Source organism: Flavipsychrobacter stenotrophus (genome assembly GCF_002954265.1).
GTDB classification, from domain to species: domain Bacteria; phylum Bacteroidota; class Bacteroidia; order Chitinophagales; family Chitinophagaceae; genus Flavipsychrobacter; species Flavipsychrobacter stenotrophus.
This window is the reverse complement of the sequence record NZ_PPSL01000002.1, coordinates 1,087,133-1,109,812: the sequence shown is the minus strand read 5'-3', so window position 1 is coordinate 1,109,812 and position 22,680 is coordinate 1,087,133. Positions and strand designations below refer to the sequence as shown.

Annotated in this window: 18 protein-coding genes; 15 read left to right on the top strand and 3 right to left on the bottom strand. The window is 44.4% G+C overall.

The genetic code is table 11. The annotated features are described in order from the left end of the window. Positions 1 to 60 precede the first annotated feature (60 nt). From CJD36_RS10020 to CJD36_RS10005, 4 genes are all read left to right on the top strand, one after another. Positions 61 to 1,209, top strand: coding sequence for a T9SS type A sorting domain-containing protein (locus tag CJD36_RS10020; RefSeq protein WP_133162584.1), 1,149 nt, complete (start codon positions 61 to 63; stop codon positions 1,207 to 1,209). A gap of 10 nt (positions 1,210 to 1,219) precedes the next feature. After that, on the top strand, positions 1,220 to 2,647 hold the full coding sequence (locus CJD36_RS10015) for a hypothetical protein (RefSeq protein WP_105038991.1): 1,428 nt from the start codon (positions 1,220 to 1,222) through the stop codon (positions 2,645 to 2,647). 87 nt (positions 2,648 to 2,734) lie between these two features. Continuing rightward, entirely contained in the window at positions 2,735 to 3,250 is a 516-nt protein-coding gene (locus CJD36_RS10010) for an acyl-CoA thioesterase (protein ID WP_105038990.1), read from the top strand. A 14-nt stretch (positions 3,251 to 3,264) separates the two neighbouring features. Continuing rightward, complete coding sequence (locus CJD36_RS10005) at positions 3,265 to 4,575, top strand: cryptochrome/photolyase family protein (protein ID WP_105038989.1); 1,311 nt, start codon at positions 3,265 to 3,267, stop codon at positions 4,573 to 4,575. 50 nt (positions 4,576 to 4,625) lie between these two features. Here the strand turns inward: CJD36_RS10005 and CJD36_RS10000 are convergent, their stop codons facing one another. After that, positions 4,626 to 5,507, bottom strand: a complete 882-nt coding sequence (locus CJD36_RS10000; protein WP_105038988.1) for a T9SS type A sorting domain-containing protein — start codon at positions 5,505 to 5,507, stop codon at positions 4,626 to 4,628. Between the two features lie 469 nt (positions 5,508 to 5,976). Here CJD36_RS10000 and CJD36_RS09995 point away from each other — a divergent pair, with 469 nt between their 5' ends. The 3 genes from CJD36_RS09995 to dcp all read left to right on the top strand — a co-directional run bounded on the left by CJD36_RS09995 (position 5,977) and on the right by dcp (position 13,832). Next, on the top strand, positions 5,977 to 7,305 hold the full coding sequence (locus CJD36_RS09995) for an NHL domain-containing protein (protein WP_105038987.1): 1,329 nt from the start codon (positions 5,977 to 5,979) through the stop codon (positions 7,303 to 7,305). 24 nt (positions 7,306 to 7,329) lie between these two features. Beyond that, the gene (locus CJD36_RS09990) at positions 7,330 to 11,466 is read left to right on the top strand and encodes a T9SS type A sorting domain-containing protein (protein WP_105038986.1); all 4,137 of its coding nucleotides are present in this window, start codon (positions 7,330 to 7,332) and stop codon (positions 11,464 to 11,466) included. A gap of 218 nt (positions 11,467 to 11,684) precedes the next feature. Continuing rightward, positions 11,685 to 13,832: a peptidyl-dipeptidase Dcp gene (gene dcp / locus CJD36_RS09985; RefSeq protein ID WP_105038985.1), complete on the top strand. Its 2,148-nt coding sequence runs from the start codon at positions 11,685 to 11,687 to the stop codon at positions 13,830 to 13,832. Between the two features lie 217 nt (positions 13,833 to 14,049). Here the strand turns inward: dcp and CJD36_RS09980 are convergent, their stop codons facing one another. Beyond that, positions 14,050 to 14,295, bottom strand: a complete 246-nt coding sequence (locus tag CJD36_RS09980) for a type II toxin-antitoxin system PemK/MazF family toxin (protein WP_205685584.1) — start codon at positions 14,293 to 14,295, stop codon at positions 14,050 to 14,052. Further along, complete coding sequence (locus tag CJD36_RS09975; RefSeq protein ID WP_105038984.1) at positions 14,292 to 14,510, bottom strand: hypothetical protein; 219 nt, start codon at positions 14,508 to 14,510, stop codon at positions 14,292 to 14,294. Before CJD36_RS09975 ends, CJD36_RS09980 begins: the two co-directional genes overlap by 4 nt. A 152-nt stretch (positions 14,511 to 14,662) precedes the next feature. Here CJD36_RS09975 and CJD36_RS09970 point away from each other — a divergent pair, with 152 nt between their 5' ends. The 8 genes from CJD36_RS09970 to CJD36_RS09940 all read left to right on the top strand — a co-directional run bounded on the left by CJD36_RS09970 (position 14,663) and on the right by CJD36_RS09940 (position 22,675). After that, positions 14,663 to 15,016 carry an S-adenosylmethionine decarboxylase family protein gene (locus tag CJD36_RS09970; RefSeq protein WP_105038983.1) on the top strand — a complete coding sequence of 118 codons (354 nt, stop codon included), beginning with the start codon at positions 14,663 to 14,665 and terminating at the stop codon, positions 15,014 to 15,016. Between the two features lies 1 nt (position 15,017). Next, positions 15,018 to 16,334, top strand: coding sequence for a DUF4178 domain-containing protein (locus CJD36_RS09965; protein ID WP_105038982.1), 1,317 nt, complete (start codon positions 15,018 to 15,020; stop codon positions 16,332 to 16,334). Further along, on the top strand, positions 16,334 to 16,525 hold the full coding sequence (locus CJD36_RS09960; protein WP_105038981.1) for a hypothetical protein: 192 nt from the start codon (positions 16,334 to 16,336) through the stop codon (positions 16,523 to 16,525). Before CJD36_RS09965 ends, CJD36_RS09960 begins: the two co-directional genes overlap by 1 nt. A 21-nt stretch (positions 16,526 to 16,546) precedes the next feature. After that, positions 16,547 to 16,879, top strand: a complete 333-nt coding sequence (locus CJD36_RS23475) for a hypothetical protein (RefSeq protein ID WP_205685583.1) — start codon at positions 16,547 to 16,549, stop codon at positions 16,877 to 16,879. After that, on the top strand, positions 16,819 to 17,802 hold the full coding sequence (locus CJD36_RS09955) for a spermine/spermidine synthase domain-containing protein (protein WP_205685582.1): 984 nt from the start codon (positions 16,819 to 16,821) through the stop codon (positions 17,800 to 17,802). The genes CJD36_RS23475 and CJD36_RS09955 overlap by 61 nt, the downstream gene beginning before the upstream one ends. Beyond that, entirely contained in the window at positions 17,792 to 19,435 is a 1,644-nt protein-coding gene (locus CJD36_RS09950) for an FAD-dependent oxidoreductase (RefSeq protein WP_105038980.1), read from the top strand. Before CJD36_RS09955 ends, CJD36_RS09950 begins: the two co-directional genes overlap by 11 nt. Next, positions 19,432 to 20,487, top strand: coding sequence for a hypothetical protein (locus CJD36_RS09945; protein WP_105038979.1), 1,056 nt, complete (start codon positions 19,432 to 19,434; stop codon positions 20,485 to 20,487). Before CJD36_RS09950 ends, CJD36_RS09945 begins: the two co-directional genes overlap by 4 nt. A 193-nt stretch (positions 20,488 to 20,680) precedes the next feature. Continuing rightward, the gene (locus CJD36_RS09940) at positions 20,681 to 22,675 is read left to right on the top strand and encodes a transglutaminase-like domain-containing protein (RefSeq protein WP_105038978.1); all 1,995 of its coding nucleotides are present in this window, start codon (positions 20,681 to 20,683) and stop codon (positions 22,673 to 22,675) included. Positions 22,676 to 22,680 lie beyond the last annotated feature (5 nt).

Below are 22,680 nucleotides of genomic sequence, written 5' to 3'. Positions count from 1 at the left end.
AAGGTGGGAAGATATTGATATAGCTATATGGGTAGCTGTACTAACAATACGTTTGTGCTTATGAGGAAATTACTTGTATACCTGATCTTGTTGCTGAGCATAAATGCATCGGCACAGATCGTTATCAAGGAAAACCAATATCCTGGTAGTGTTGTGGGTACAGATACGATCAAAACAACAGTCGTGACTTCCACATTTCCATCTCTTACACCCGCAGTTGGTGGAACATGGGATATGACTATTTTGTCTGATTCCGCGGTATCGCTTTATGATTACAGGGTATCCACTACAGGCTATGATTATGCAGATAGTAATGAGTATGCATTATGGCGATATCCTTATATCGGGAATGTACAATCATCGATAATAGCCGCAGGTGTTTTAGATTATGGAGTGACTGTTTTGGATACTTCATTTAGTCTAAGTACGTTGACAATTAGTGCAACTGACAGCCTCTTTATTCCCGCACAAAACATAGTTTATTCATCTCCGAATGTGATCATTCCTTTTAATACCTCCTATGGTGCTACATGGTCCTCTGCATTTACAAAAGATCTCAGTTTTGAGTTGTCTGTGACTATCCCGGTGATGAACCATGCACCCGGCATTGTGAGATCTTATGTATCGGTAACCAACAATGTTGTGGGTTGGGGACAGGTAAGAATGAATGATATTGGTGGATTTCCCACACCCTATTTTGAGGTATTACAGATTCAAACCAGGACCATAACACGCGACAGTTTCTATTTGAATGGCGGCCTCATGCCAGGCGCATTACTGACACTATTTAGCGTATACCAGGGCAAAACAGATACTGTGTTTGAACAGCACTATCAGCGGCAGGGTGAAGTGACACCGCTGGTGAGTATACAATTCAGAGATGGCAACTATACACAGCCAATACGTGCAAGGCGGCATGTGCAGCGGCTTTATCCTTTTGTAGATGGTGTTGGTGATTTGCAAACATCAGCCTCACTTGTGTACCCTAATCCGGTTACCGGTAACCAACTAAAACTGCTGTTGCCTACCGGCATTTACGGGTATCGTTTAACTGATGTTTTGGGCAGGCAATTTGTATCCGGCACAATGAATGTTGCTGCGAAGGTAGGCGAGATAGCGTTGCCTGTCAACATTGTAAATGGTTGTTACTACCTTCATGTTTATGGTAGTGGAGATAGCCGAACAATACCAGTGCAGATTTGCCGTTAATCCCAAGTAAATGAACAATTCAGAAAGAACACTAAAGCACCTTTCCCTTGTAGCACTTGCTGCATTAGCAGCGTGGTTGGTAGGTGGTATTGTGTTCTATAAGGAGCGCTTGTTCTTTGCAGACTCGTCTTTTATTGTCTTTAACATCATAAAGAAACAAGGACTGGCGATACAGGAGCATAGGTATGGTTCGTTTATTACACAAATGGTTCCATTGCTGGCAGTGAAGCTGCACCTGCCAATAAAGATGGTATTAAAGGCATACACATTCAGTTTCGGTTTCTTTTTCCTGGCTGCAGGATTTGTTGTGCATAGGTGCCGACAATATGCACTGGTTGTTATCATGGCGCTCTACTATTACCTGCTTGTAAGTGACACGTGGTTCTGGACCAATAATGAGATACACCAGGCTGTAGCGTGGATGTTTATCTGTATAGCTGTAACACTCCGGATGGGGGAACTGAAAGTGAAGCCTGTTGTGCTATTGCCGGTGTTTTTGCTACTTGCGTTTCTTGCCATTTACACTCACTTTATTGTGTTGATCCCATTTGCGTTCTTATGGGGTTTTCTATGGATCAGGCAGGAAGGTTGGCCATTCAGTCGGGGCATGAGTGTGTTACTTAGTTCTTGTATTGTACTTATAGTGGCCTGTAAATTCCTGGTGGTGCAAAGTAAGTCGTACGATGATGAACATCTCCATAATCTTACGCACCTATCACTAAAGGATATCTTTCTTGCGTTCAATTCCGGTGGGGTAAGAAAGTTTGTAATGCGCTGCCTGGGGAACTACTGGTTGGTCTTCTTTATTTTTCCGGCGGGGCTTATAACTGCGTGGAAAGCCAATAAAAAACCACTTGCCTTTTGGTGCGCAGCGGCGTTTACAGGTTATGTGTGTGTCATGGGGATCACCTACCCACAGGGCGATATTCTGAAGTTTCACATAGAAAGTGAATGGCAGAGTATGGCTATTATTATGTCGGCCCTATTTGTATTTTATTTCATGCCACGTGTAGAAGTAAGGAAAGCAATACTGTTATTGTCTGTAATATTTATCGTTCGTATAGGCTATATAGCTGCCGCAAGAGATAAGTTTACCTGGCGCACCGCCTTCACCAAAGAGGTAATGGTGCAAATGAAAAAGAAAGGCATAACCAAGCTGGCCATAGCTAATGAGGCGGCACTAAAGGAAAAATACATACTGGATTGGGCCGTGGCTAACGAGTGTATGCTGATGAGCGCCATGCAAAAGGATGAGCCTCAGATGACATTCACGTTTATAGATACAAATTATGCTACGCTGTTAACACAGTTGAAAGACCCTAAAGTTGTTGCCGCCAGCTTTGATTTGGTGCATCCTAACGACTGGAACTATGATTATTACAAGCCTGATACCACGCATGCTTATGCCATAATGACCTATAGTGAACTGTTTAAGTAAGTATAGTCATATCCATAGACACGAATAAGATTTCTCAATCGGGCAAGAGTTAAAAAATCAATTACTTTGCTCACGAAATAAGACCATATGCAAATAAAGAAACCGCAGGACACACTGATCATCATGTCGGAACTGGTGCTGCCCAATGATACCAATACCCTTGGCAATCTGATGGGTGGCCGCCTGATGCACTGGATGGATATTGCAGCAGCTATAGCATCTCAGAAACATTGCAATTGCCCTGTAGTAACAGCGTCGGTAGACAATGTATCTTTTGCCAACCCAATAAAGCTGGGTAACCTGCTGACCATTGAAGCCAAGCTCACAAGAGCATTCAATACTTCTATGGAAGTATATCTGCGTGTATGGGGTGAAGATCTTACCGCACAGTACAAATACTTATCTAATGAGGCTTACATGACCTTTGTGGCACTAGACCCTAACAGCCGCCCACGCAAGGTGCCGGAACTTGTGCCGGAAACAGACAGCGAAAGAAAGATGTTTGACGGTGCACTGCGCCGCAGGCAGCTGAGGTTGATACTAGGAGGCAAGATGAAACCTGAAGATGCAGGGGAGCTGAAGGCGTTATTTACTCACGAATAATCAGATCGATAAAAATGGGGCAGAAAGACCCGGTTGCTATATTCTGGTTCCGCCGGGACCTGAGGTTGCATGATAATGCAGGATTGTACCATGCGCTAAAGTCGGGTGTGCCGGTGTTGCCTATTTTTATATTCGACACGGATATTCTGGATGACCTTAAAAATAAAGAAGACAAGCGGGTAGAGTTTATCTACAATGTTATTGCAGATATGCATGCTCAGCTGGCGGCTCGCGGATCTTCACTAAAGGTAATGCACGGCACACCTATGTCGTGTTTTAAGCAACTTGCAGAAGAGTATGCTATTACCTCTGTTTATACAAGTCATGACTATGAGCCGTATGCCCATACGCGCGATAAAGCAATAGCTGATTTTCTTAAAACAGATAGAATTGAATTGCATACGTTCAAAGACCAGGTGATATTTGAGCGTAGTGAAGTAGTGAAAGACAATGGCGAGCCATATACGGTCTATACCCCTTTTAGCAAGAAATGGAAAGAGAAGTTGAATGACTTTTACCTGAGCTCCTATCCGGTAAAAAAGTATGCTCACAACTATCTTAAAACGTCACCCATACCTATGCCTTCACTTGCATCTATGGGCTTTACGGCTACAGGCGTAGCTTTCCCAAAGAACGAGCTCAATGAAGGTATTGCTGTGGATTATGATAAAACCCGCGACTACCCTGCCATACATGGTACAACCCGCATGAGCCTGCACCTGCGATTTGGTACGGTGAGTATTAGAGAGTTGGCAAGAGAAACAAAAGAACTGAATGGCACTTTGCTGAATGAGCTGATATGGCGCGAGTTTTACATGATGATACTGTGGCATTTTCCGCATGTAGTGGGAGGTTCATTTAAGAGAGAGTATGACAACATACAATGGCGTAATAATGAGCAGGAATTTGCCGCGTGGTGCGAGGGCAAAACAGGCGTGGCGATAGTTGATGCGGGCATGCGGGAGCTCAATGAAACCGGCTTTATGCACAACCGTGTACGAATGATAGTGGCCAGCTTTCTGACCAAAAATCTGTTGATAGACTGGCGCTGGGGTGAGGCATACTTTGCTGAGAAACTACTGGACTATGATCTCTCTGCCAACAATGGTGGCTGGCAATGGGCCGCAGGTAGCGGCTGTGATGCCGCACCATACTTCAGAATATTCAGTCCGCAGTTACAGACCGAAAAGTTCGATCCGCAACTGAAGTATGTGCGTAAGTGGGTGCCGGAGTTCGAGAGCTTTAATTACAGACCGATCATAGATATCAAAGCATCGAGAGACAGATGTTTGAAAGAATATAAAAGAGCGCTGGGAAGAGAATAATAGATAAAGGCTACACTTTGATGTAGCCTTTATCTATTCTTTAGGTGGTTTTAATGCTCGATCAGTATTTTCTTTGTGCAGTATTCATCACCAGCCACATACTTGAGCATATACATGCCCGAAGGAAGGAGCAGATTGATGTATGTGTCTGATGTAGTGATAGATCGTCTGTGTACTTCCCGGCCACTAAGGTCATATACTACTACAGATGCGTTAGATGCAGATCGATTGGCGTGTATGTAGATGTTGCCCTTTGAGGGATTTGGGTAAAGGGAAATGAGGTTGGCATTTTGTACTTGAACGACCCCTCCTTCAAACCAGTAATAGATAAACATATTGTCGATCATCCAACCGTCATGCGGGGCTGTGCTGGTGCCTGAGATAAAGGTGAATCTGAAAAGGGCGGTATCGCTAGCCAATGGACCAAAATTGCGGTAGACATTGAAGTTTCTCCATGAGCCTGAAGTTGTTGCAATAGTATCTATCGTGCTGGTAGCCCAGGAATAGGTGCTAGTAAGGCTGTCGTTTACATCATGCCAATGCCCCCCGGAGTCTTCAGATATTTCCAGTCGGGCTATGCTTTGAGTGTCAATGTCTAATTGGTAATCAAAACTGATATTATACAACGGGCCATAATGGGTGCTACCCGGCCATGCAGGTATGCTTTTCGCCATTTTTAGAATGAAGACAGAGGTGTCGTTGGGGGCATAGGGATTAAGCGTATCGGTCACAAAAACATTTGGCGCCGAAAAAGCTGCCGAAAATGTGGTTTTGTGAGGGCTGCCTACCTGCCACTGGTTGTGGTGGTAATTAATAGTATCAACCACTATGAAGCGGTTGAAAAATGTGTCGGTGCCATCGAAACCGAGATAGTACTGGGCTTGCACCGAAAGAGAAAACAGCACTGCGATAAGAGTAAATAGCTTTTTCATAAATACAGTATTTAATTGCCGACTTATACAAAGACGACTTGTTAAAGATAGATGTTAGTAATTATCAATTAATAATTTGGTACTATAAGCGATGATTAAATAAAGTCCGATAATATAAATAGCTCTTTTCCATTTCTGTTTTGTTGCAAAAGTTTTTAGATAGGGTTCTATTCGCAGATTTTGCGCCGCACATAAAAGAAAAATAGCCATCTAACTTAATGAACTTTATTTGATCAACGTTCCCAATTTCCCACCCAAACAATCTTCTTGATATTCCCACCTCAGGGCCCGATGCACAAGCATCGGGCCCTGGTTATTTTAAGGGATTGAAAAACGGCATCTGTGGTTTAGTAAGTAGCAGATAGGCGCACATTAGCATGATAACGATATGAAATAAAAGCTAATATAACAAAAAATTAACACATGCAATAAATTTTTTTCTATCTTGCTATTCTATTATCATCGTATAATGAAAACAACCTTTCACTTTCTTCTTTTGTTGTTGCTATGCCATACCGGGCAAGCACAGATAATTACCACAGTAGCCGGAAGCGGCGATACTACGCTTGGCGATGGCGGACCTGCATTACATGCATCTTTGTATGGGCCTTTTGGCGTTGCGCTGGATGGTCATGGAAACATGTATGTAACTGATGGCTACCATAATCGAATACGCAAAATAGATGCAACAGGCAACATCTCCACTATTGCCGGTACAGGTGTACAGGGATATAATGGCGATGATATACCCGCGGCAGCAGCACAGATATACAGACCATGTGGCATAATATTCGATGCGAATGGCAATTTAATTTTCTGTGATGCATATAACAACCGTGTTCGTAAAATAGACGCGGCGGGCATTATCACTACTATAGCAGGCAATAGTACCACGGTATATAACGGTGATAACATTGCTGCTACAGCCGCTTCCATATATACTCCTCATTGCGTTGCCTTGGATGTTGGCGGCAATTTGTACATAACAGATAATGGCAATCACCGGGTGCGTAAGGTAAGTGCAGCGGGCGTCATAACGACAATAGCCGGCACAGGTGTAATGGGATATAGCGGAGATGATAGCCTGGCAACCGGTGCGATGATCAACTTTCCATATGGTATAGCCGTAGATACTGGCGGCAATATTTATTTTGCCGATACCTACGAAAATGTGATCCGTAAAATAGATGGCTCCGGCATTATTACAACGTTTGCCGGTACCGGCGCAATATTGCCATTGGGGGATGGTGGCCCGGCAACGGCAGCTGCGTTGAATAATCCTATGGGTATTGTAATAGACGGCACTAATGCCATGTTTATAACAGTTGCAAACGAAGAGCGCATACGAAAAGTTGTAGCAGGAGTAATTACTACAGTAGCGGGAGTGGGGACATTAGGCTTTAGCGGAGACAATGGCCCAGCTACAGCTGCAGAGTTGGCCCAGCCGGTTGGTATTTGTATAGACCATACGCTGGGGGTTATTTACTTTGCTGATTTTGCGAATAGCCGGGTGCGGCGTATAGGCTGGCCGGTTGGGGTAAGTGATTTAACTCAAGGGCGGGCAAGCCTGAATATTTATCCTAATCCTTCTAACGGAACGTTTACCTGTGCCATTTCATCAGCGACAAATGAACTGTTTACTATATCGATAACAGATTTGTTGGGCAGAATTGTAAAAGAGTTCGCTATTGAACCGGGAACACTGCAACAATTAGAGCTGGCGCAGCCGGGAGTATATCTGTTAACTGCAAGAAACAAAACAAATGCTGTAGCAAAAACGGTAGTTATCACTAAATAATTTTTACCCTTAAAATAAAAAACCATGAAAAAAATCAGATCTGGCCTTAACAGGCTATTGGGCCTTGCTATGCTTGCAGGCACCACCTTAATGCACTATGATGCAGCAGCCCAGGCCGACTATTGGTCGATATTCGGCAATTCGGGTTGTACGGGCGGCAGTTATTCAATGGCTAACACAGGTGGCTTGCCCAGTGCGTCCTCTTTTTCTGCGATTAGTCCGGTCATTAATCCATACATAACTTCCGGCACTTATAGTTTGTTCGCTCATACTGTTTATAACAAAACAGGTCAGCCATTGTTCTCTGTAGATTACAACGGCATTTACGGGCCCAACGGTATTATAGCATTTAACTTTGGTGTCCCTTACACCACCACTATTGGTGGCACTATCATTGATGCATCGAGTGCTTTTTCCGAGATATGTACCGTTCCCTGCAGGGTTGCCGAAGATAACCATAGCTACTATGCCATATTTTGGGCATTTAGTGGAATGTCATTTACGTACGTGCTAAGGGTGGTTACCATAAATATATCGCCATCAGGCGCACTTTCTTTTAGCAATAATATCCTGTACGATGCTACTTCTCCCTATGGAATGATAACGAGCTACGGTTTAGGGCCGAGCTATACCATAGCGGCAGATGCACAGCAATGTAACGCACCTTATAGTATATATACGACCGAACCCGATGACCTGAATGCCAATACGATACTTAGAAAATGGACATTTGGAGCAGATGGCAGCCTGCCATCTGCATCTGTACCATCGTTTAGAGATAAGCAACATGTTGTGCCGGGCATGCGTACTGCCAAGATATTTAATCTTGGTACCACCCCTGCGAAAGTAAAATATTATGTTTTTACCATGTTTGACGAATCCGCTATTGGCGGAGACGTAACAGACGGTCAGCTTGCCTGTTGGGATATAACAAATACGCCATTGCCTTTTTCAACAGGTGGAGGAAGGGCAAATGTGGCTATCTATGATGCAGATGCAGGAGGGAATAATACCAACATCGCCGGTTTTGACAGATTCGTTGATGATGCCGATGCCGTAGTTGTAAGTCGTTCTACTAAAACAAGCGGCGGCAGTTTAGACCTTACCAACTCCGGGCTGGCGTTCTTCCTTCCGATAACACGCGGCAATGTCACGTCTACGTTACACGCATTGGCTAATACCAGCGACTATTCCAACACCGACCTTGAAAGAAGCACTGCCAATAATTTATTTATGGTAAAAGGGGCGACTACCGGTAGCCCGGGAGATGGCCAGCTCGGTTATCTGACGGAGACAATAATGACCTCGTTATCACCTATGCCGGTATTGATCACCAGTTCTTGCGGCTCCCTGGTTTCAGTTTCCAACATTAATTATGGGCCAGCAGGCATACCCTATCCTTTCTATCTAGGGAAACAATTCGAAAATGAGAACATTTCATTCCCCAAAATAACGGATATAACAATCAGCAACCGATGTGCACCAGGCTCGCCGGGTGCCACTGCGGCCAACCCGCAATATAGTACTGCGATGGGCGGAGGACTGCCTGCTTATAACTACCTGTGGACACCGAGGCCACCGGTTTACATAATTCCTCCCATAGGGTTCCCGATACCTTTTTACCCGAATAATGCACACCTTGATAATTACGCAATATCAAACCCCACAATTACATCTGTATCAGATTATACGTCTCATGGCGGTGTGCCATCAATTACATCTGATTTTACACTCACTGTAACCGATGTCAATGGTTGTGTAGCCACCAAAGAAGTAAAAACAGATTTGATAACATCTGGTTTCGATCTTACATCGCGGGATTCTCACTTTGATCTTTTCAATGAGGCCAACACACAGGACATTAATCCGGAAGACGGGAATGATATATGGAACAGCCCGGATATCTTTAATCGCTATCACAGCGATGGGGCTGCAAACATGTTCCATCATCTGTCGCCAGCCTATGCTACATCCGGCTCTACAACGAACTATCTGTATGTTAATGTGCACAACGTAGGTTGTATAGACTACGATCCAACTGCGGTAGCCACTCCAGCAAAAGTCCATGCCTACTGGACAATGGGCGGTTTTTCAGCAGAAACATGGCCTAATGCGTGGAATGGAACAGGACAGACCTCCGCAGGCGCTATTTGTGATGTTTCCACGCACCATGAGCCTCTTGGCGCAGAACTTATACCTGCGGCAGTTGGTGTTCCGACTATTGCCACAGGCAGCAGCAAGATAGTGGAATTGCCCTGGACACCCCCTAACCCAGATCATTATCATCCACCATCATGTACCCCAGCTAATACTTACATGGACTTTTGTTTTTTGTCGCGCATTGTAGATTATCACAATATTTCGGGGTCATCTGCCTGCGCTCCTGATGGAATGACTATTTGTGAAGTAACAACAGGAACAGAACGTGCTAACGTTGTTAATAATAACAACATAGCTACGATCAACACCAATATAATAAAGCTGACCTCGCTTCCCCGCAGGCACGTTATCGTTGCCGGCAATGGCGGGCTTACCGATGCCGCGTTCAATATTAAATTTGTAAATAGTCACTTGCTGTACAACACAGGAATAAGCACTATTTCTAACTACGCAAGCATTAAAGTTTTTCTGGGCGATCTGTTCGATAACTGGAAACTGGCTGGTTCAGCGGGTACCTTTGGAACAATAGACCCTGTAGAGCGATCAGTTGTTTTTGACGGCAGCAATACAGTAAGCCTGAACAATATAATGATGACCGCAGGGAAGACATACCCGATCGACTTAGAGTTTAGAATGAAACCAGGTGTTGATGGCAAACAAATTCCTGATGAAATGGTTTATTTCAGGCAGATAGCACTAAACAGGAGCATTGATACACTTGTAGACACTTTTACAGCCTGCAGGGTAGATACTTTATACGATAGTGTAATGACGCCACACTATGACACAACCTGCTATAGCAGGTACGATACAGTATATCATACAGAAGATAGCGTTTATGGCAGTTTTTCTTACAGGTTAATGTATGAGGCACCAGAAAAAGGAGTACTCGCTGTTACAGAAATGTCTAACGGGGCATCCGGAGATTGTGAATATGCAGAAATGATAGTAGCCAACTGCGGAACAGAGAATGGTGAAGATGTGGATATAAGAGGTTGGATAATTGACGATAATGCCGGTAATTTTAATACAAGTGGTTGCACAACAGGTGTGGGTACAGCGGCAGGGCATTACCGTCTGGCGTTTGATAATATATGGTCTACAGTACCGGTAGGCAGTATGCTGGTAATGTATAATCACGATGCTAACTGCTATAACCTGAGCGACACATTCAGGGTAGACACAACGGCTAACGGCCTGGTTTACTGGATTCCGGTTGGCGGCACTGTTTCCGCTCCTTACGGCACGCCGCATGTAGATCGATTTGGATCGCGCCCTAACACAAGCATCTGCAGCTATTGCAGCGATACAGGCACTACAGTTTATGCCACAGCAAGCGCATGGAGTAATACAATAGGCCTGAATAATACAGGAGATGCCATACAGGTAAGATGTCCCGGCTGCAATTTCACCTATAGTCGTGCACCTGAATTTTACCATGGAATAGGTTATGGTCCAGCCACAGGTGCCGGTGCTTTTGTCAGCATTGCACCGGGCAGTTCTGATCTTGGGGGACCAGTGATCAATGGTTCCGGAACAGGTAACAAGTATGTATTTACAGGCAGCACAAGGTCTGATCTAGGCAACCCGGCATCATGGTCTAAAACAAGTGCAGGTGCAGCAGGAACAATACCGGCTACGTTGGGCAATGTAAGTAGTCCAATGATGGCATCAGTAAAGGCGCATTCATTGGATCTGCCTTGTTGCGGTCAAACAGCTGCAAGATCGGCGCAAACACCAACAACAGACAGTAAGCTGGTAAGCGATAAGCTGAAAGTGTATCCTAATCCGACAAACTCTGTATTATACTTTGAACTGTCGACAGTGACAGATGCCACCATTAAAATAATGGATATTACCGGCCGCATAGTTGGAGAAACCCACATAAATAATGGTACAACGGCAACCGTCGATGTGAGCAATTATGTTACTGGTGTCTACATCTACCAAGTAATAACAAACGGCAAAATAGAGTCAGGAAAAGTAGTTGTAAGAAAATAAGAGAGCAAGACAAAATAAAGTGGAAAGACATCCCGGTTGCTTGATGCAGGCGGGATGTTCTTATATAGATGGCAGCAATAGTAGTTCATTTAATACAGCTCTCCTCGCTTTCTTTCCCGCTCACCATCCCCCCATTAACGTGAAATCCCCCAACTCGGCCACCACTCCCTCCCTCCGCACTCATTTTTTACTTACCTTGCCCGTATAAAATAAATAATATGAAATTATTGTCCTCATTATCCGTGGCCGGTGCGCTTTTTGTGCTGGCATCTTGCGGCAGCAATGACAAACCAAAAGAAAGCACAACTATGTCTCCCGACAATCCATTTTCTGCGCCCAGTGCATTGCCATTTCAGGCGGCTGATTTCAGCAAGATCAAGAACAGCGACTTCAAGCCGGCTCTTGAAGCCGGTATGAAGCAGGAACTGGAAGAGATAGAAAAGATAGCTAACAATACCGAGGCGCCGACTTTTGAAAATACATTGGTAGCAATGGAAAAAAGTGGTCAGTTGCTAAGAAGGGTTAGCTGTGTATTTGGCCTGCTTTCTGGTGCCAACACCAACCCTGAGCTGCAGAAACTACAGGAAGAAGTAGCACCTAAAATGGCGGCTACTACAGATGCTATTTACCTGAACTCTAAACTATACAAACGAGTAGAGGCGATTTATAATCAGCGTGCTCAGCTAAAGCTCGATCCGGAATCTATGCGGTTGATAGATTTCTACTACAAGAAATTTGAGATGGCAGGCGCTAAGCTCAATGATGCCGATAAAGAAACGCTAAAAAAACTGAATGGTGAAGAAGCATCACTCAGTGCTAAATTCAACAATCAACTAATGGCGGCAGCAAAGGCCGGCGCCCTGGTTGTAAGCGACAAAGCAGAGCTGGCAGGTATGTCTGACGGTGAAATAGCCGCAGCCGCAGTTGATGCCAAAACCGCAAAGCTTGAAGGCAAATGGATGCTGCCATTACAGAATACAACCCAGCAGCCTGCGCTACAGTCATTGTCGGTACGCGCTACCCGCCAGAAATTATTTGATGCATCGTGGAACCGTGCTGAGCGCAATGACAGCAATGATACACGGCCTACAATTGCCCGCATAGCACAGATACGTGCAGAGAAAGCAAAGCTGATGGGTTTGCCCAATTTTGCATCTTTACAATTGCAGGATCAGATGGCCCAGAAGCCGGAAGCCGTGCAACACTTTTTGGAGCAATTGATACCTGCAGCTACAGCCAAGGCGCGTAACGAAGCAAAGGATATTCAGGAGTTAATAGACAAGCAAAAAGGTGGCTTTAAGCTGGAAGCGAGCGACTGGAATTTTTATTCAGAGCAGGTGCGCAAAGCTAAGTATGATATTGACGAAAGCCAGGTAAAACCATACTTTGAGCTGAACAATGTTTTGCAGAACGGTGTATTCTTTGCAGCCACACAATTGTATGGGATTACCTTTAAAGAACGCACAGACCTGCCTGTATACCAGAAAGACGTAAAGGTGTTTGAAGTGTTTGACAAAGACGGTGCATCAATGGCGCTATTCTATTGCGACTACTACAAACGCGACAATAAGAACGGCGGTGCATGGATGGACAATATGGTTATCCAATCAAAGATGCTGGGTACAAAACCGGTTATTTTCAATGTCTGCAACTTCACCAAGCCTGCCGATGGTCAGCCTGCACTTATCAGTTTCAGCGATGTAACTACCATGTTCCACGAGTTTGGTCATGGCCTGCACGGTTTATTTGCCAGCCAGCAATACCCAAGCCTGTCGGGCACGGCTACCGCGCGAGATTTCGTAGAGTTCCCGTCTCAGTTCAACGAGCATTGGGCTACCGATCCTGCTGTATTTAAGAACTATGCCAAACACTACAAGACTGGTGAGCTGATGCCACAGGCATTGGTAGACAAGATAAAGAAAGCAGCTACATTCAACGAAGGGTATGCACTTACAGAAATACTGGCAGCTGCCGATCTGGACATGCAATGGCACACATTGGCGCCGGGCCTACCGCTACAGGATGTAGATAAGTTTGAAGCAGAAGCTTTGAAAAAGACACACCTGGACCTGCCTGAAGTGCCTACCCGCTACCGCAGTAGCTACTTCCTGCATATATGGAGCAATGGCTACTCGGCAGGCTACTACGCCTACCTGTGGACAGAAATGCTGGATGACGATGCCTTCCAGTGGTTCAAAGAACATGGCGGCCTTACCCACGAGAACGGTCAGCGCTTCCGCGATATGATTCTTTCAAGAGGTAATACAGAAGATCTTGCCACCATGTTCCGCAACTTCCGTGGCAGCGAACCAAACATACAGCCCATGTTAGAAAACAGGGGATTGGTTCCGGAAAAGAAAAAATAATGATCATATAATATAACAAAACAGGCACCCATCGGGTGCCTGTTTTGTTACAGTTAACCGGACATGTGCCGCGCTATTATAATAGCAAGCGGCAGTCTTTTATGACATGGAACTACTGAATGCCTAATTGAAAACGTAGCGCAATTAGTATCTCGTTTTGTTTTTCTTCGCTTTTTATTTCCCCGAGTTGTAAAGAAAGCCTTCGCTTATCAAGTGTTCATATTTGGTAGCACAAAACTACTGAGTCATTTGGGAGCCCTCCATCCGCTACTTCAAGTAGTGCTTCATTGGGGTAGATATTTCTGCCATCTTTACGTGTTGTAAGGGGCAATACATTTACCACATTCAGCAGGTCGTTTATGTGATCATCGCTGATAACTATTACAGGTCTTGATTTTCCCTGCTCAGAGCCTACTACAGGGTCAAGATTGGCTCTATAGATATTCCAGCGCTTAAAACTCATAGTGTCTCATGCTCTACGCCTTCGAAATCATCATTAACTTCTTTCATGTCAGAAAGAAATAAAGGATCTTTAACAGCAAGTTTCATCAATGCAATTTTATCATTTTCCACCAGCTTATCATCAATGGTCACTCGCACCTGCTTGTTTTTAAATGCCGGTGGTATTGTAATGGTAAGTTGTGTATCGGTAACCTTATATAGCAGGCTATGAGTCATAATTTTATTATTACTATAAAGATAGCTAATTCCCCTGACATGAATTGAGTCGGGGTATTGGAGCAGGGTAAATTAGCATTTTCACTACGCCATACCTACCTACGTCTATTTTATTTAATTTTACAATACAAAACCACTCTTTACCAACCACAATGAATATTTATAAACCCGGGTTGCATATCGTCTCTACATTCAACTGCAGCGAGGAGAAGCTTACTGACGCTGCCCTTTGCAAGATTATATTCGACAAGATCATTACCGAGCTGTCTTTACAGAAAGTAGGAGAAGTGTATCACACATTTCCCGGTTCAGGATACACAGCGGTTGTTTGCCTTACTGAATCGCATGTGTCTATACATACCTGGCCGGAGCATCAGTTGGCAACGTTCGACGTATTCCTATCCAGCTTTGAACGCGATAATGCAGACAGAGTAAAACACTTTTTCGACCAGGTGATATTGATGTTTGAGGCAACGGTAACCGATAAACAGGAAATAACCCGGTAATATGGCAGACACTAATATCACTTCGACCACGTGGCATCAGAAGACGGTAACATGTCCTACCTGTGCAAGTGCTATAACCTACTACGATCTTGCAAAGAGTAAAGTATTTGCCTGCCCGCAGTGTGCTACACTTTTCGAAATATGGCCCGATAGTGAACCATTTATAAGAAGAATATTCAGCCCGGACAATAAGGAGATCTATACCCTGCCGATGGGGTTGGAAACCACCTTCTATGACAAGCCGTATAAGCTGGTGGGGCACATGTTCAAGAAGCAGGCCAATACTGCTGTTTACTGGAATGAATACCTGTTTTTTTCAGCAGGCGATAATGAATACATCACCATGTCTGAGTATGACGGGCATTGGTTATTTATAACAAGGATAAAAGACAAGGAACGTGTTTACAGCAGCGAGATGAAGCACGATAGGCTTACCTATAGCAAGGATCTGTCTTATAAATACGATATAGTTTATGCTACCGGTGAGTTTGACTGGAATATACTTGATGATGAACAACTCACTGCAGTAGAGTTTGTACATAAACCCATGATATTGATCTGGGAGAATGACGATGAAAGGTCGGAATGGTATAAGGCCATTTACAGATCACCTAATGATGTTTTGAGGTTATTGCCCAACCTGAAGAAAGAGCAACTGGCGCCGCGCGGAGGAACGATCACGTTTAACCCCGCTACTTTTTATCCCCGGTTTAAACCACTGATGATATTTACCGGAATATTGTTGGCGGCTTTTATCATGTTTCACTTATTTCTTAGCGGTACCCACACAGAGAAGGAAGTATACAAGGAGTTTCATACCTGCACTGCAGATACCGGTGCATGGACCAGCTGCAAGCCAATTATCACAGCACCATTCAAAATAGAAGGACCTGTGCCGGTGGGCATAAGGCTTGATGGTTTAAATATTGATAATGACTGGCTGGAGTTGCAGATAGAATTGATCAACGACAAAACGGGCAAAGTATTTGAAGTAGATAAAACGATAGAGTTTTATCATGGCTACGAAGGTGGTGAGAACTGGTCGGAAGGAGACAACAGGCAGGAAGCCATTATCTCGGGTGTACCTACCGGAACCTACCATCTCAATATTTACCCGTTCAATGAAAAGATCACCAATGGGGCAACACCATCATTTTCAATTGCTGTGTTTCAGAATGTTTTTCTGACCTCCAATTTCTTTACCATGCTGATGTTGATCATCACTTACCCTTTGATACAGCTCATCAGGAAATTATCATTCGAGGGCAGCAGATGGTTTACAGGCGCTGATTATAACACTAATAACGATACTGAATAATGGGCATACTACAAGGATTGAACAAGATAAAGTACTACTTCATGTGCATGCTGGCCGCAGGCGGATTTTATTCGTATTCGGGTATGAATGGACAGCGTATTTATGGCGATGACAACATAAATAAAGAGAAAGAAAACCAGCAGCAGGGTGCAAGGCACAGCGGTGGCCACGGACTTTATTATCACAAGTAACCAGTTACTTCAAACATACAAATGAGTAAAGCACAAGCGCAGCAACGCGATGGCAATCATAAAGGAGCGCAATTACTTCTGTTATTATCGGTCTTCGTTATTGCTACATGCGGGTTAATATATGAGTTGATAGCAGGCACATTGGCCAGCTATCTCCTTGGCGATTCCATTACACAGTTCTCCACCATCATAGGCACCTATTTGTTTGCCATGGGGATAGGTTCGTGGTTGTCTAAATACCCTACCTGGGTCTCATCCGCACATCATTATTTTTCGGTTTCCTCAACATACTGGTGGCTTTTCTGTTGCTATATAAATTCAAAGAAACGAAGAACTACCGCACAAGGTTTGTAGTAATAATGATGCTCACAACGCTTGGCTTCATAGCCGGTTTTGTGTACGCCGAAAAGATCATGAGTTATTCAGAAGGCATGACCTTTCAGGATAAGGTAATCTACAGCAAGACTACGCAGTACCAGCGCATAGTGCTCACTAAAAACAGCAGGGAGTTGAGATTGTTCCTCAATGGCAACCTGCAGTTTAGCAGTGCTGATGAATATCGCTATCACGAAGCGTTAATACACCCCGCCATGCAGGGTCAGCCCAACGCACACAGAGTGTTAGTGCTCGGCGGTGGCGACGGACTGGCAGTAAGGGAGCTGTTGAAGTACCCTCAGCTCACATCAATAAAGTTGGTAGACCTGGACCCCGGCATGACCAATATCTTTAAGAAGAATGAAATGCTGTTGCAACTCAATAAGCGATCGCTGCTATCGCCAAGAGTAAATGTCATTAATACAGACGCATACAATTACGTGCGCAATGATAGTGGCAGTTACAATGTCATCATCATCGATTTCCCCGATCCTTCAAACTATTCCGTTGGTAAGCTATATACCAATGCGTTCTACAAAGAGATATACAGGTTGCTGGCAGATAACGGAGTAGTGGTGGTACAATCTACATCGCCCTACATAGGCCGCCGTTCTTTCTGGTGTATAGATCATACTGTTGCATCAGTCGGCTTTCATACTATACCCTATCATGTATATGTGCCATCGTTTGGTGAGTGGGGTTATATACTGGCTACAAAGAACTATAGCTGGAAAAATGAAGGACAATTGCCTGCCGGATTGCGCTACATCAACACCGCTACCATTAATGATATGATGTTCTTCCCACCCGATATGCAGGAAGAAGAAACAGAGATCAACAAGCTGAATAACCAGGTATTGGTGCACTACTTTGAAAAAGACTGGGGGCCATATGCACACTAACGAAGGCAACAGCAGGCGCACATTTTTTAAACAGGTAATAACAGGTTCTTCTGTATTACTTGCGGGAATGTATGCAGCATGCCGCCCTCGTCCGCCATTGGCACATATAAAGGGCGCCATTGTGGGTGCTAATTTTTCGACCGGCCACTTACTGCATAATATAGAGGCGCTACCTGCGCCTGTAAGGGTGGTAGAGACAGATGTACTGATCATAGGCGGTGGCATATCCGGATTGTCAGCAAAACGATGGCTGCAGCAACAAGGGCATACCAATGTTATGCTCATTGAGATGGACGACCATTTCGGAGGTAATTCCACTCACGGTAAAAATGCTACATCGGCCTACCCATGGGCTGCACATTACCTGCCAATACCGGATGTGCGTAACAAAGAGATACTGGATTTCTTACAGGAGATAGGCACCATCACAGGGTATGACGATAAAGGCCTGCCTGTTTATAACGACTATCACTTACTGCATGATCCTGAAGAGCGGTTGCTGATAAACGGTTACTGGCAGGAGGGCCTGGTGCCAGAGATGGGCGTGCCCGTGGTAGAGAAAGAACAGATAAGGAGATTTTTCAAAACGGTCAATGATTATAAGTTGGCAGTTGGCAGTGATGGTAAAGATGCATTTGCCATACCCGTAGATACTTCGTCGGCCGATGCACAATACAGGCAATTGGACCAACTATCATTCCACGATTATCTGCAACGGGAAGGCTACACATCCAAATACCTGCTGTGGTACCTGGAGTATGGCTGCAAAGATGATTACGGAAGCATACTGAAAACCACCTCAGCATGGGCGGGGCTGCACTACTTTGCATCACGCAAGGGTGGGGCATCAAATACAAACTCATCGGGCGTATTGACCTGGCCGGAAGGCAATGGCTTTTTGATGGAGCAGATACGCAAACAGGTAGCTGACACTGGTATGTATAAGGGACAGCTGGCGTGTAAGGTTGACGAGGCAGGAGAACGAACTAACGTCATGGTCTATGATGTAGCGAAGAAAGAGAGCTATACCATAAGTGCCAAAAAGGTAATAATGGCGACACCGCAATTTATCAATCTTCGGTTGCTAAAGAAGGTTGAAAGAATATTAGATGATTTTAACCCGAGGATCGAGTTTAAATATGCACCCTGGGTAGTGGCTAATATCACAGTTAACAATATGCCCGATGGTAAAGGCACACCGTTATGCTGGGATAATGTAGTGTATGGTGCTGCGTCAGTTGGTTATGTAAATGCCAATCACCAGAACCTGGGTATTAAAAATAAGATCGTGCTTTCGCACTATTTGCCTCTTTCCTACGAATCGGCCGATTCGGCAAGAAAAAGTGCCCGTAACAAAACTTACGAGCAGTGGCTTAAAGTATTTATAGACGAATTGGAATATGCACATCCCGGCGTCACAGATCGCATAGAGGCTGCAGACATATGGGTGTGGGGCCATGGCATGATAGCACCTTCACCAGGCTTTATTTGGGGCAGGGCACGCACCTTAGCTGCACAGCCAATTAGTAACAAGATCTTCTTTGCTCATTCCGACCTCAGCGGTATCTCCATATTTGAAGAGGCATTCTACCAGGGTATCAAAGCCGCCAAACAAGTAATAGCCAATGTATGAGTAAGACAAGCTATACGCAGCCATGGATAAACAAGCCACTATATGATGTGGCATTTATTTTGCTGCCTCCTTTTCTTGCACTGTTGGTTGTAGCATTACTTCCTGCACATTTTAAAAACAGCGGCGATATGCCGGTAATGGTATGGGTAATGCTGGTTTTATTTGTAGACGTAGCACATGTATATAGCACACTATACAATACCTATCTCGATAAAGACCGCCTTCGGCGGCACAGCCGGTTGTTTATTTTCATACCAATAGTATGTTATATAGCAGGTGTTGCACTGCATATATGGAGCGGGTCGTTGTTTTGGAGTGTATTGGCTTATCTGGCGGTTTTCCATTTCATCAGGCAGCAATATGGATTTATGCGGTTGTATGCACGCAGAGATGATCAGCCAGATTGGGAAAAAATTATAGATGGCCTGGCCATTTATAGCGCTACCATTTACCCGCTTATATACTGGCATTGCACCCCCGGCCGCAATTTTAATTGGTTTATAGATGGCGATTTTATTATCGGCAACTCATCTCTTATTAAGGAGTTCAGCGGGGTGATATATTTAATGATAGCGTGTGCATATATTGTTAAGGAGGGAATATTATTATTAAGAGACGAAAAAATAAACATACCAAAGAATGGTGTCATCATCGGGACGTACCTGTCATGGTATTTCGGCATCATATATTTTAATGGTGATATGGCCTTTACATTGCTCAATGTAGTTGCGCATGGCATTCCCTATATGGCCTTGATCTGGTCCGAAATGAATAGAACGGAAAAGAAAAAAACACCGGCTGCGCAGGGCATTAAGGTAAAAGGGTATGGTCTGGCAGTTTTTGTGGGGTCATTGATATTACTCGCATACCTTGAAGAAGGCCTGTGGGATGGCTTTATCTGGCAGGACCACAAATCGGTTTTCGGTTTGTTCCGATTTCTGCCCCACATCAGCAGCGATTTTGTTCTGGCACTTCTCGTGCCCCTGCTGTCTCTACCCCAATCCACACATTATGTTTTAGATGGTTTTATCTGGCGGAAGAAGTATGCGTGAGGGGGGCAGTCTGACTTCCCTGTCACATAAATTCAGCACACCTTTGCGCTCTCTGCGTGAACCCCCAAAACCCAAAACAGAGCAAAAATTATGCATCTATAAATATTTGTCGTATTTTTCTCCGCTGTAAGCTATAGGACCATCATTTTTTTCGATCTTTGGCTATACGGTTATTCCCTTTAATAGATTGTTTATGACACGCATAAGTGTAAAAAATATTCCATCGATCGCCAGGCGTTTCGCTCTGCTACCCGTGGCATTACTGTTCGTTTCTGTTGCCGCTAAAGCACAGATGCCCGACACGGCCAAAATGACCCGGGTAATGGCTAAGTACAAAAATGAGAACGCGGTATTTACCAACTACAGCGAAAGGCTGGAGATAAAATATGAAGGCGGCGAACTTACAGCTACCAGCAAAATAAAGAATGAGCGTTTGCTTACCGGCGACCTCTCTGCGACCAACGACCATTACGATCACGTAGCGGAAAACTATTTCGATCAACTGACAGGTCTTGACGCCGTTGCTTATGTGCCTCAAAAGGGTGGTAACTACCGTCAGCAGACCAAGCACTTTACCTTCGGGCAGGGTGCCGGCGGCGGTGAGATCACTGATGCATCCTACTACATCACTTCATTTACAGGGTTGACCAAAGGGTCGGTTATCCGCCTTACCGCAACTCAGGACCATCCGGATATCACCGCCTTGCCATTGTTTTTGATGGCAGACAACTATCCCATCCTCCATGCAGAGTTTGAGGTTGTCGTTCCTAACTATGTCAATATGAAATTTGTATTGAAAGGTGAGAACACCGGTATCATTAAGCAGACAACAGAAGAGAAGAACGGCAATACCATCTACAGGTTCACTGCCGATAACATTCCGGGTTACAAATCTTTCGAGAATGTACCATCTGTATTATACTACATACCACATGTAGTACCGTATATCTCGTCTTTCCGCCTTCCGGGTCTCACCAAAGATTCTACTATTCTTGAGACTCCGGCAGATCTTTACCGCAGCCAGTTCAAATACGTTGGTTACATGAACGTAAAGCAGGACACAACTCTGAAGAATCTGGTGAACAAGATCACCATGGGTGATATTACTGATCGCCAGAAAGCGCAGCACCTTTATGAGTGGGTACAAAAAAACATGCACTACATAGCTTTCGAAATAGGCCTTGGTGGCTGGATCCCGCGTGAAGCAGATACTGTTTGTAAGAAAATGTATGGCGACTGTAAAGACATGAGTAGCCTGTTGGTACAGATGGGTCGTATGGCGGGCTTGAAGACCTACTTTACATGGATCGGTACAAGAGCAAAGCCATATACTTTTGAAGAAACACCAATACCGAATGTAAGCAACCACATGATCTGCGCGCTGAACCTGGATGGAGAGTGGATGTTCATGGACGGCACGCATGCCAACCTGCCATTCGGTGCCAATCGTAATGACATACAGGGTAAGGAAGCAATGATAGCTATAGACAGAGATCAGTTTAAGATCATCACCATTCCGACCGTAGATGCCGATAAAAATGTAACTACCGATAGTTCTTTCATCCGCATTTCCGCGATCAATGAAAACGACCTTGCAGGCCAGTTCAAAATGAAAATGGAAGGCTATGCTGCATGGAATCTTGGGTACTCATTATTATCTTATACCAAAGACAAAGAAGAAAGAGAAAAGATCGTAAGATCAATAGCAGCAAGAGGTTCAGATAAATTTCTGCTGGAGGATTATAAGCTGAAGACAAAAGAAGCCGGCAATAAGGACATTACCATGTCGGGCAATTTTACAGTTGGCAACTACATACACCACCTGAAGAAAGATGTGATTGTAAACATGAACATCCTGCGCACTTTCGAAGATGATTACATTGATACCGCCGATCGTAAGGCCGCCTGGTACCACGACTATAAAGAGATCCAGAAGGAAGTGGTGATATTGGAGATCCCTAAAAACTACAAAGTTAGCTACCTGCCTAAAAATGCATCGGGCAAGCTGGACGATAAATGGAGTTATAGCATCACTTATAAGAACGACGGAAAGAACGTAATACTTACCAAGGAATACAAGCTCAATACAATGATGGTCTCACCAAAAATGTTTGTGGAGAACAACAAAGCTATTGTAGCCCTCGAAAATCAATACAAGGAGTCTGTAGTGCTTACTGCCAAAAAATAAGATCG

Excerpts from the sequence above, each read along its gene's own strand:
- CJD36_RS10020 (WP_133162584.1), top strand. The coding sequence starts at position 61 with ATGAGGAAATTACTTGTATACCTGATCTTGTTGCTGAGCATAAATGCA.
- CJD36_RS10015 (WP_105038991.1), top strand. The coding sequence starts at position 1,220 with ATGAACAATTCAGAAAGAACACTAAAGCACCTTTCCCTTGTAGCACTT.
- CJD36_RS10010 (WP_105038990.1), top strand. The coding sequence starts at position 2,735 with ATGCAAATAAAGAAACCGCAGGACACACTGATCATCATGTCGGAACTG.
- CJD36_RS10005 (WP_105038989.1), top strand. The coding sequence starts at position 3,265 with ATGGGGCAGAAAGACCCGGTTGCTATATTCTGGTTCCGCCGGGACCTG.
- CJD36_RS10000 (WP_105038988.1), bottom strand. The coding sequence starts at position 5,507 with ATGAAAAAGCTATTTACTCTTATCGCAGTGCTGTTTTCTCTTTCGGTG.
- CJD36_RS09995 (WP_105038987.1), top strand. The coding sequence starts at position 5,977 with ATGAAAACAACCTTTCACTTTCTTCTTTTGTTGTTGCTATGCCATACC.
- CJD36_RS09990 (WP_105038986.1), top strand. The coding sequence starts at position 7,330 with ATGAAAAAAATCAGATCTGGCCTTAACAGGCTATTGGGCCTTGCTATG.
- dcp (WP_105038985.1), top strand. The coding sequence starts at position 11,685 with ATGAAATTATTGTCCTCATTATCCGTGGCCGGTGCGCTTTTTGTGCTG.
- CJD36_RS09980 (WP_205685584.1), bottom strand. The coding sequence starts at position 14,295 with ATGAGTTTTAAGCGCTGGAATATCTATAGAGCCAATCTTGACCCTGTA.
- CJD36_RS09975 (WP_105038984.1), bottom strand. The coding sequence starts at position 14,510 with ATGACTCATAGCCTGCTATATAAGGTTACCGATACACAACTTACCATT.
- CJD36_RS09970 (WP_105038983.1), top strand. The coding sequence starts at position 14,663 with ATGAATATTTATAAACCCGGGTTGCATATCGTCTCTACATTCAACTGC.
- CJD36_RS09965 (WP_105038982.1), top strand. The coding sequence starts at position 15,018 with ATGGCAGACACTAATATCACTTCGACCACGTGGCATCAGAAGACGGTA.
- CJD36_RS09960 (WP_105038981.1), top strand. The coding sequence starts at position 16,334 with ATGGGCATACTACAAGGATTGAACAAGATAAAGTACTACTTCATGTGC.
- CJD36_RS23475 (WP_205685583.1), top strand. The coding sequence starts at position 16,547 with ATGAGTAAAGCACAAGCGCAGCAACGCGATGGCAATCATAAAGGAGCG.
- CJD36_RS09950 (WP_105038980.1), top strand. The coding sequence starts at position 17,792 with ATGCACACTAACGAAGGCAACAGCAGGCGCACATTTTTTAAACAGGTA.
- CJD36_RS09945 (WP_105038979.1), top strand. The coding sequence starts at position 19,432 with ATGAGTAAGACAAGCTATACGCAGCCATGGATAAACAAGCCACTATAT.
- CJD36_RS09940 (WP_105038978.1), top strand. The coding sequence starts at position 20,681 with ATGACACGCATAAGTGTAAAAAATATTCCATCGATCGCCAGGCGTTTC.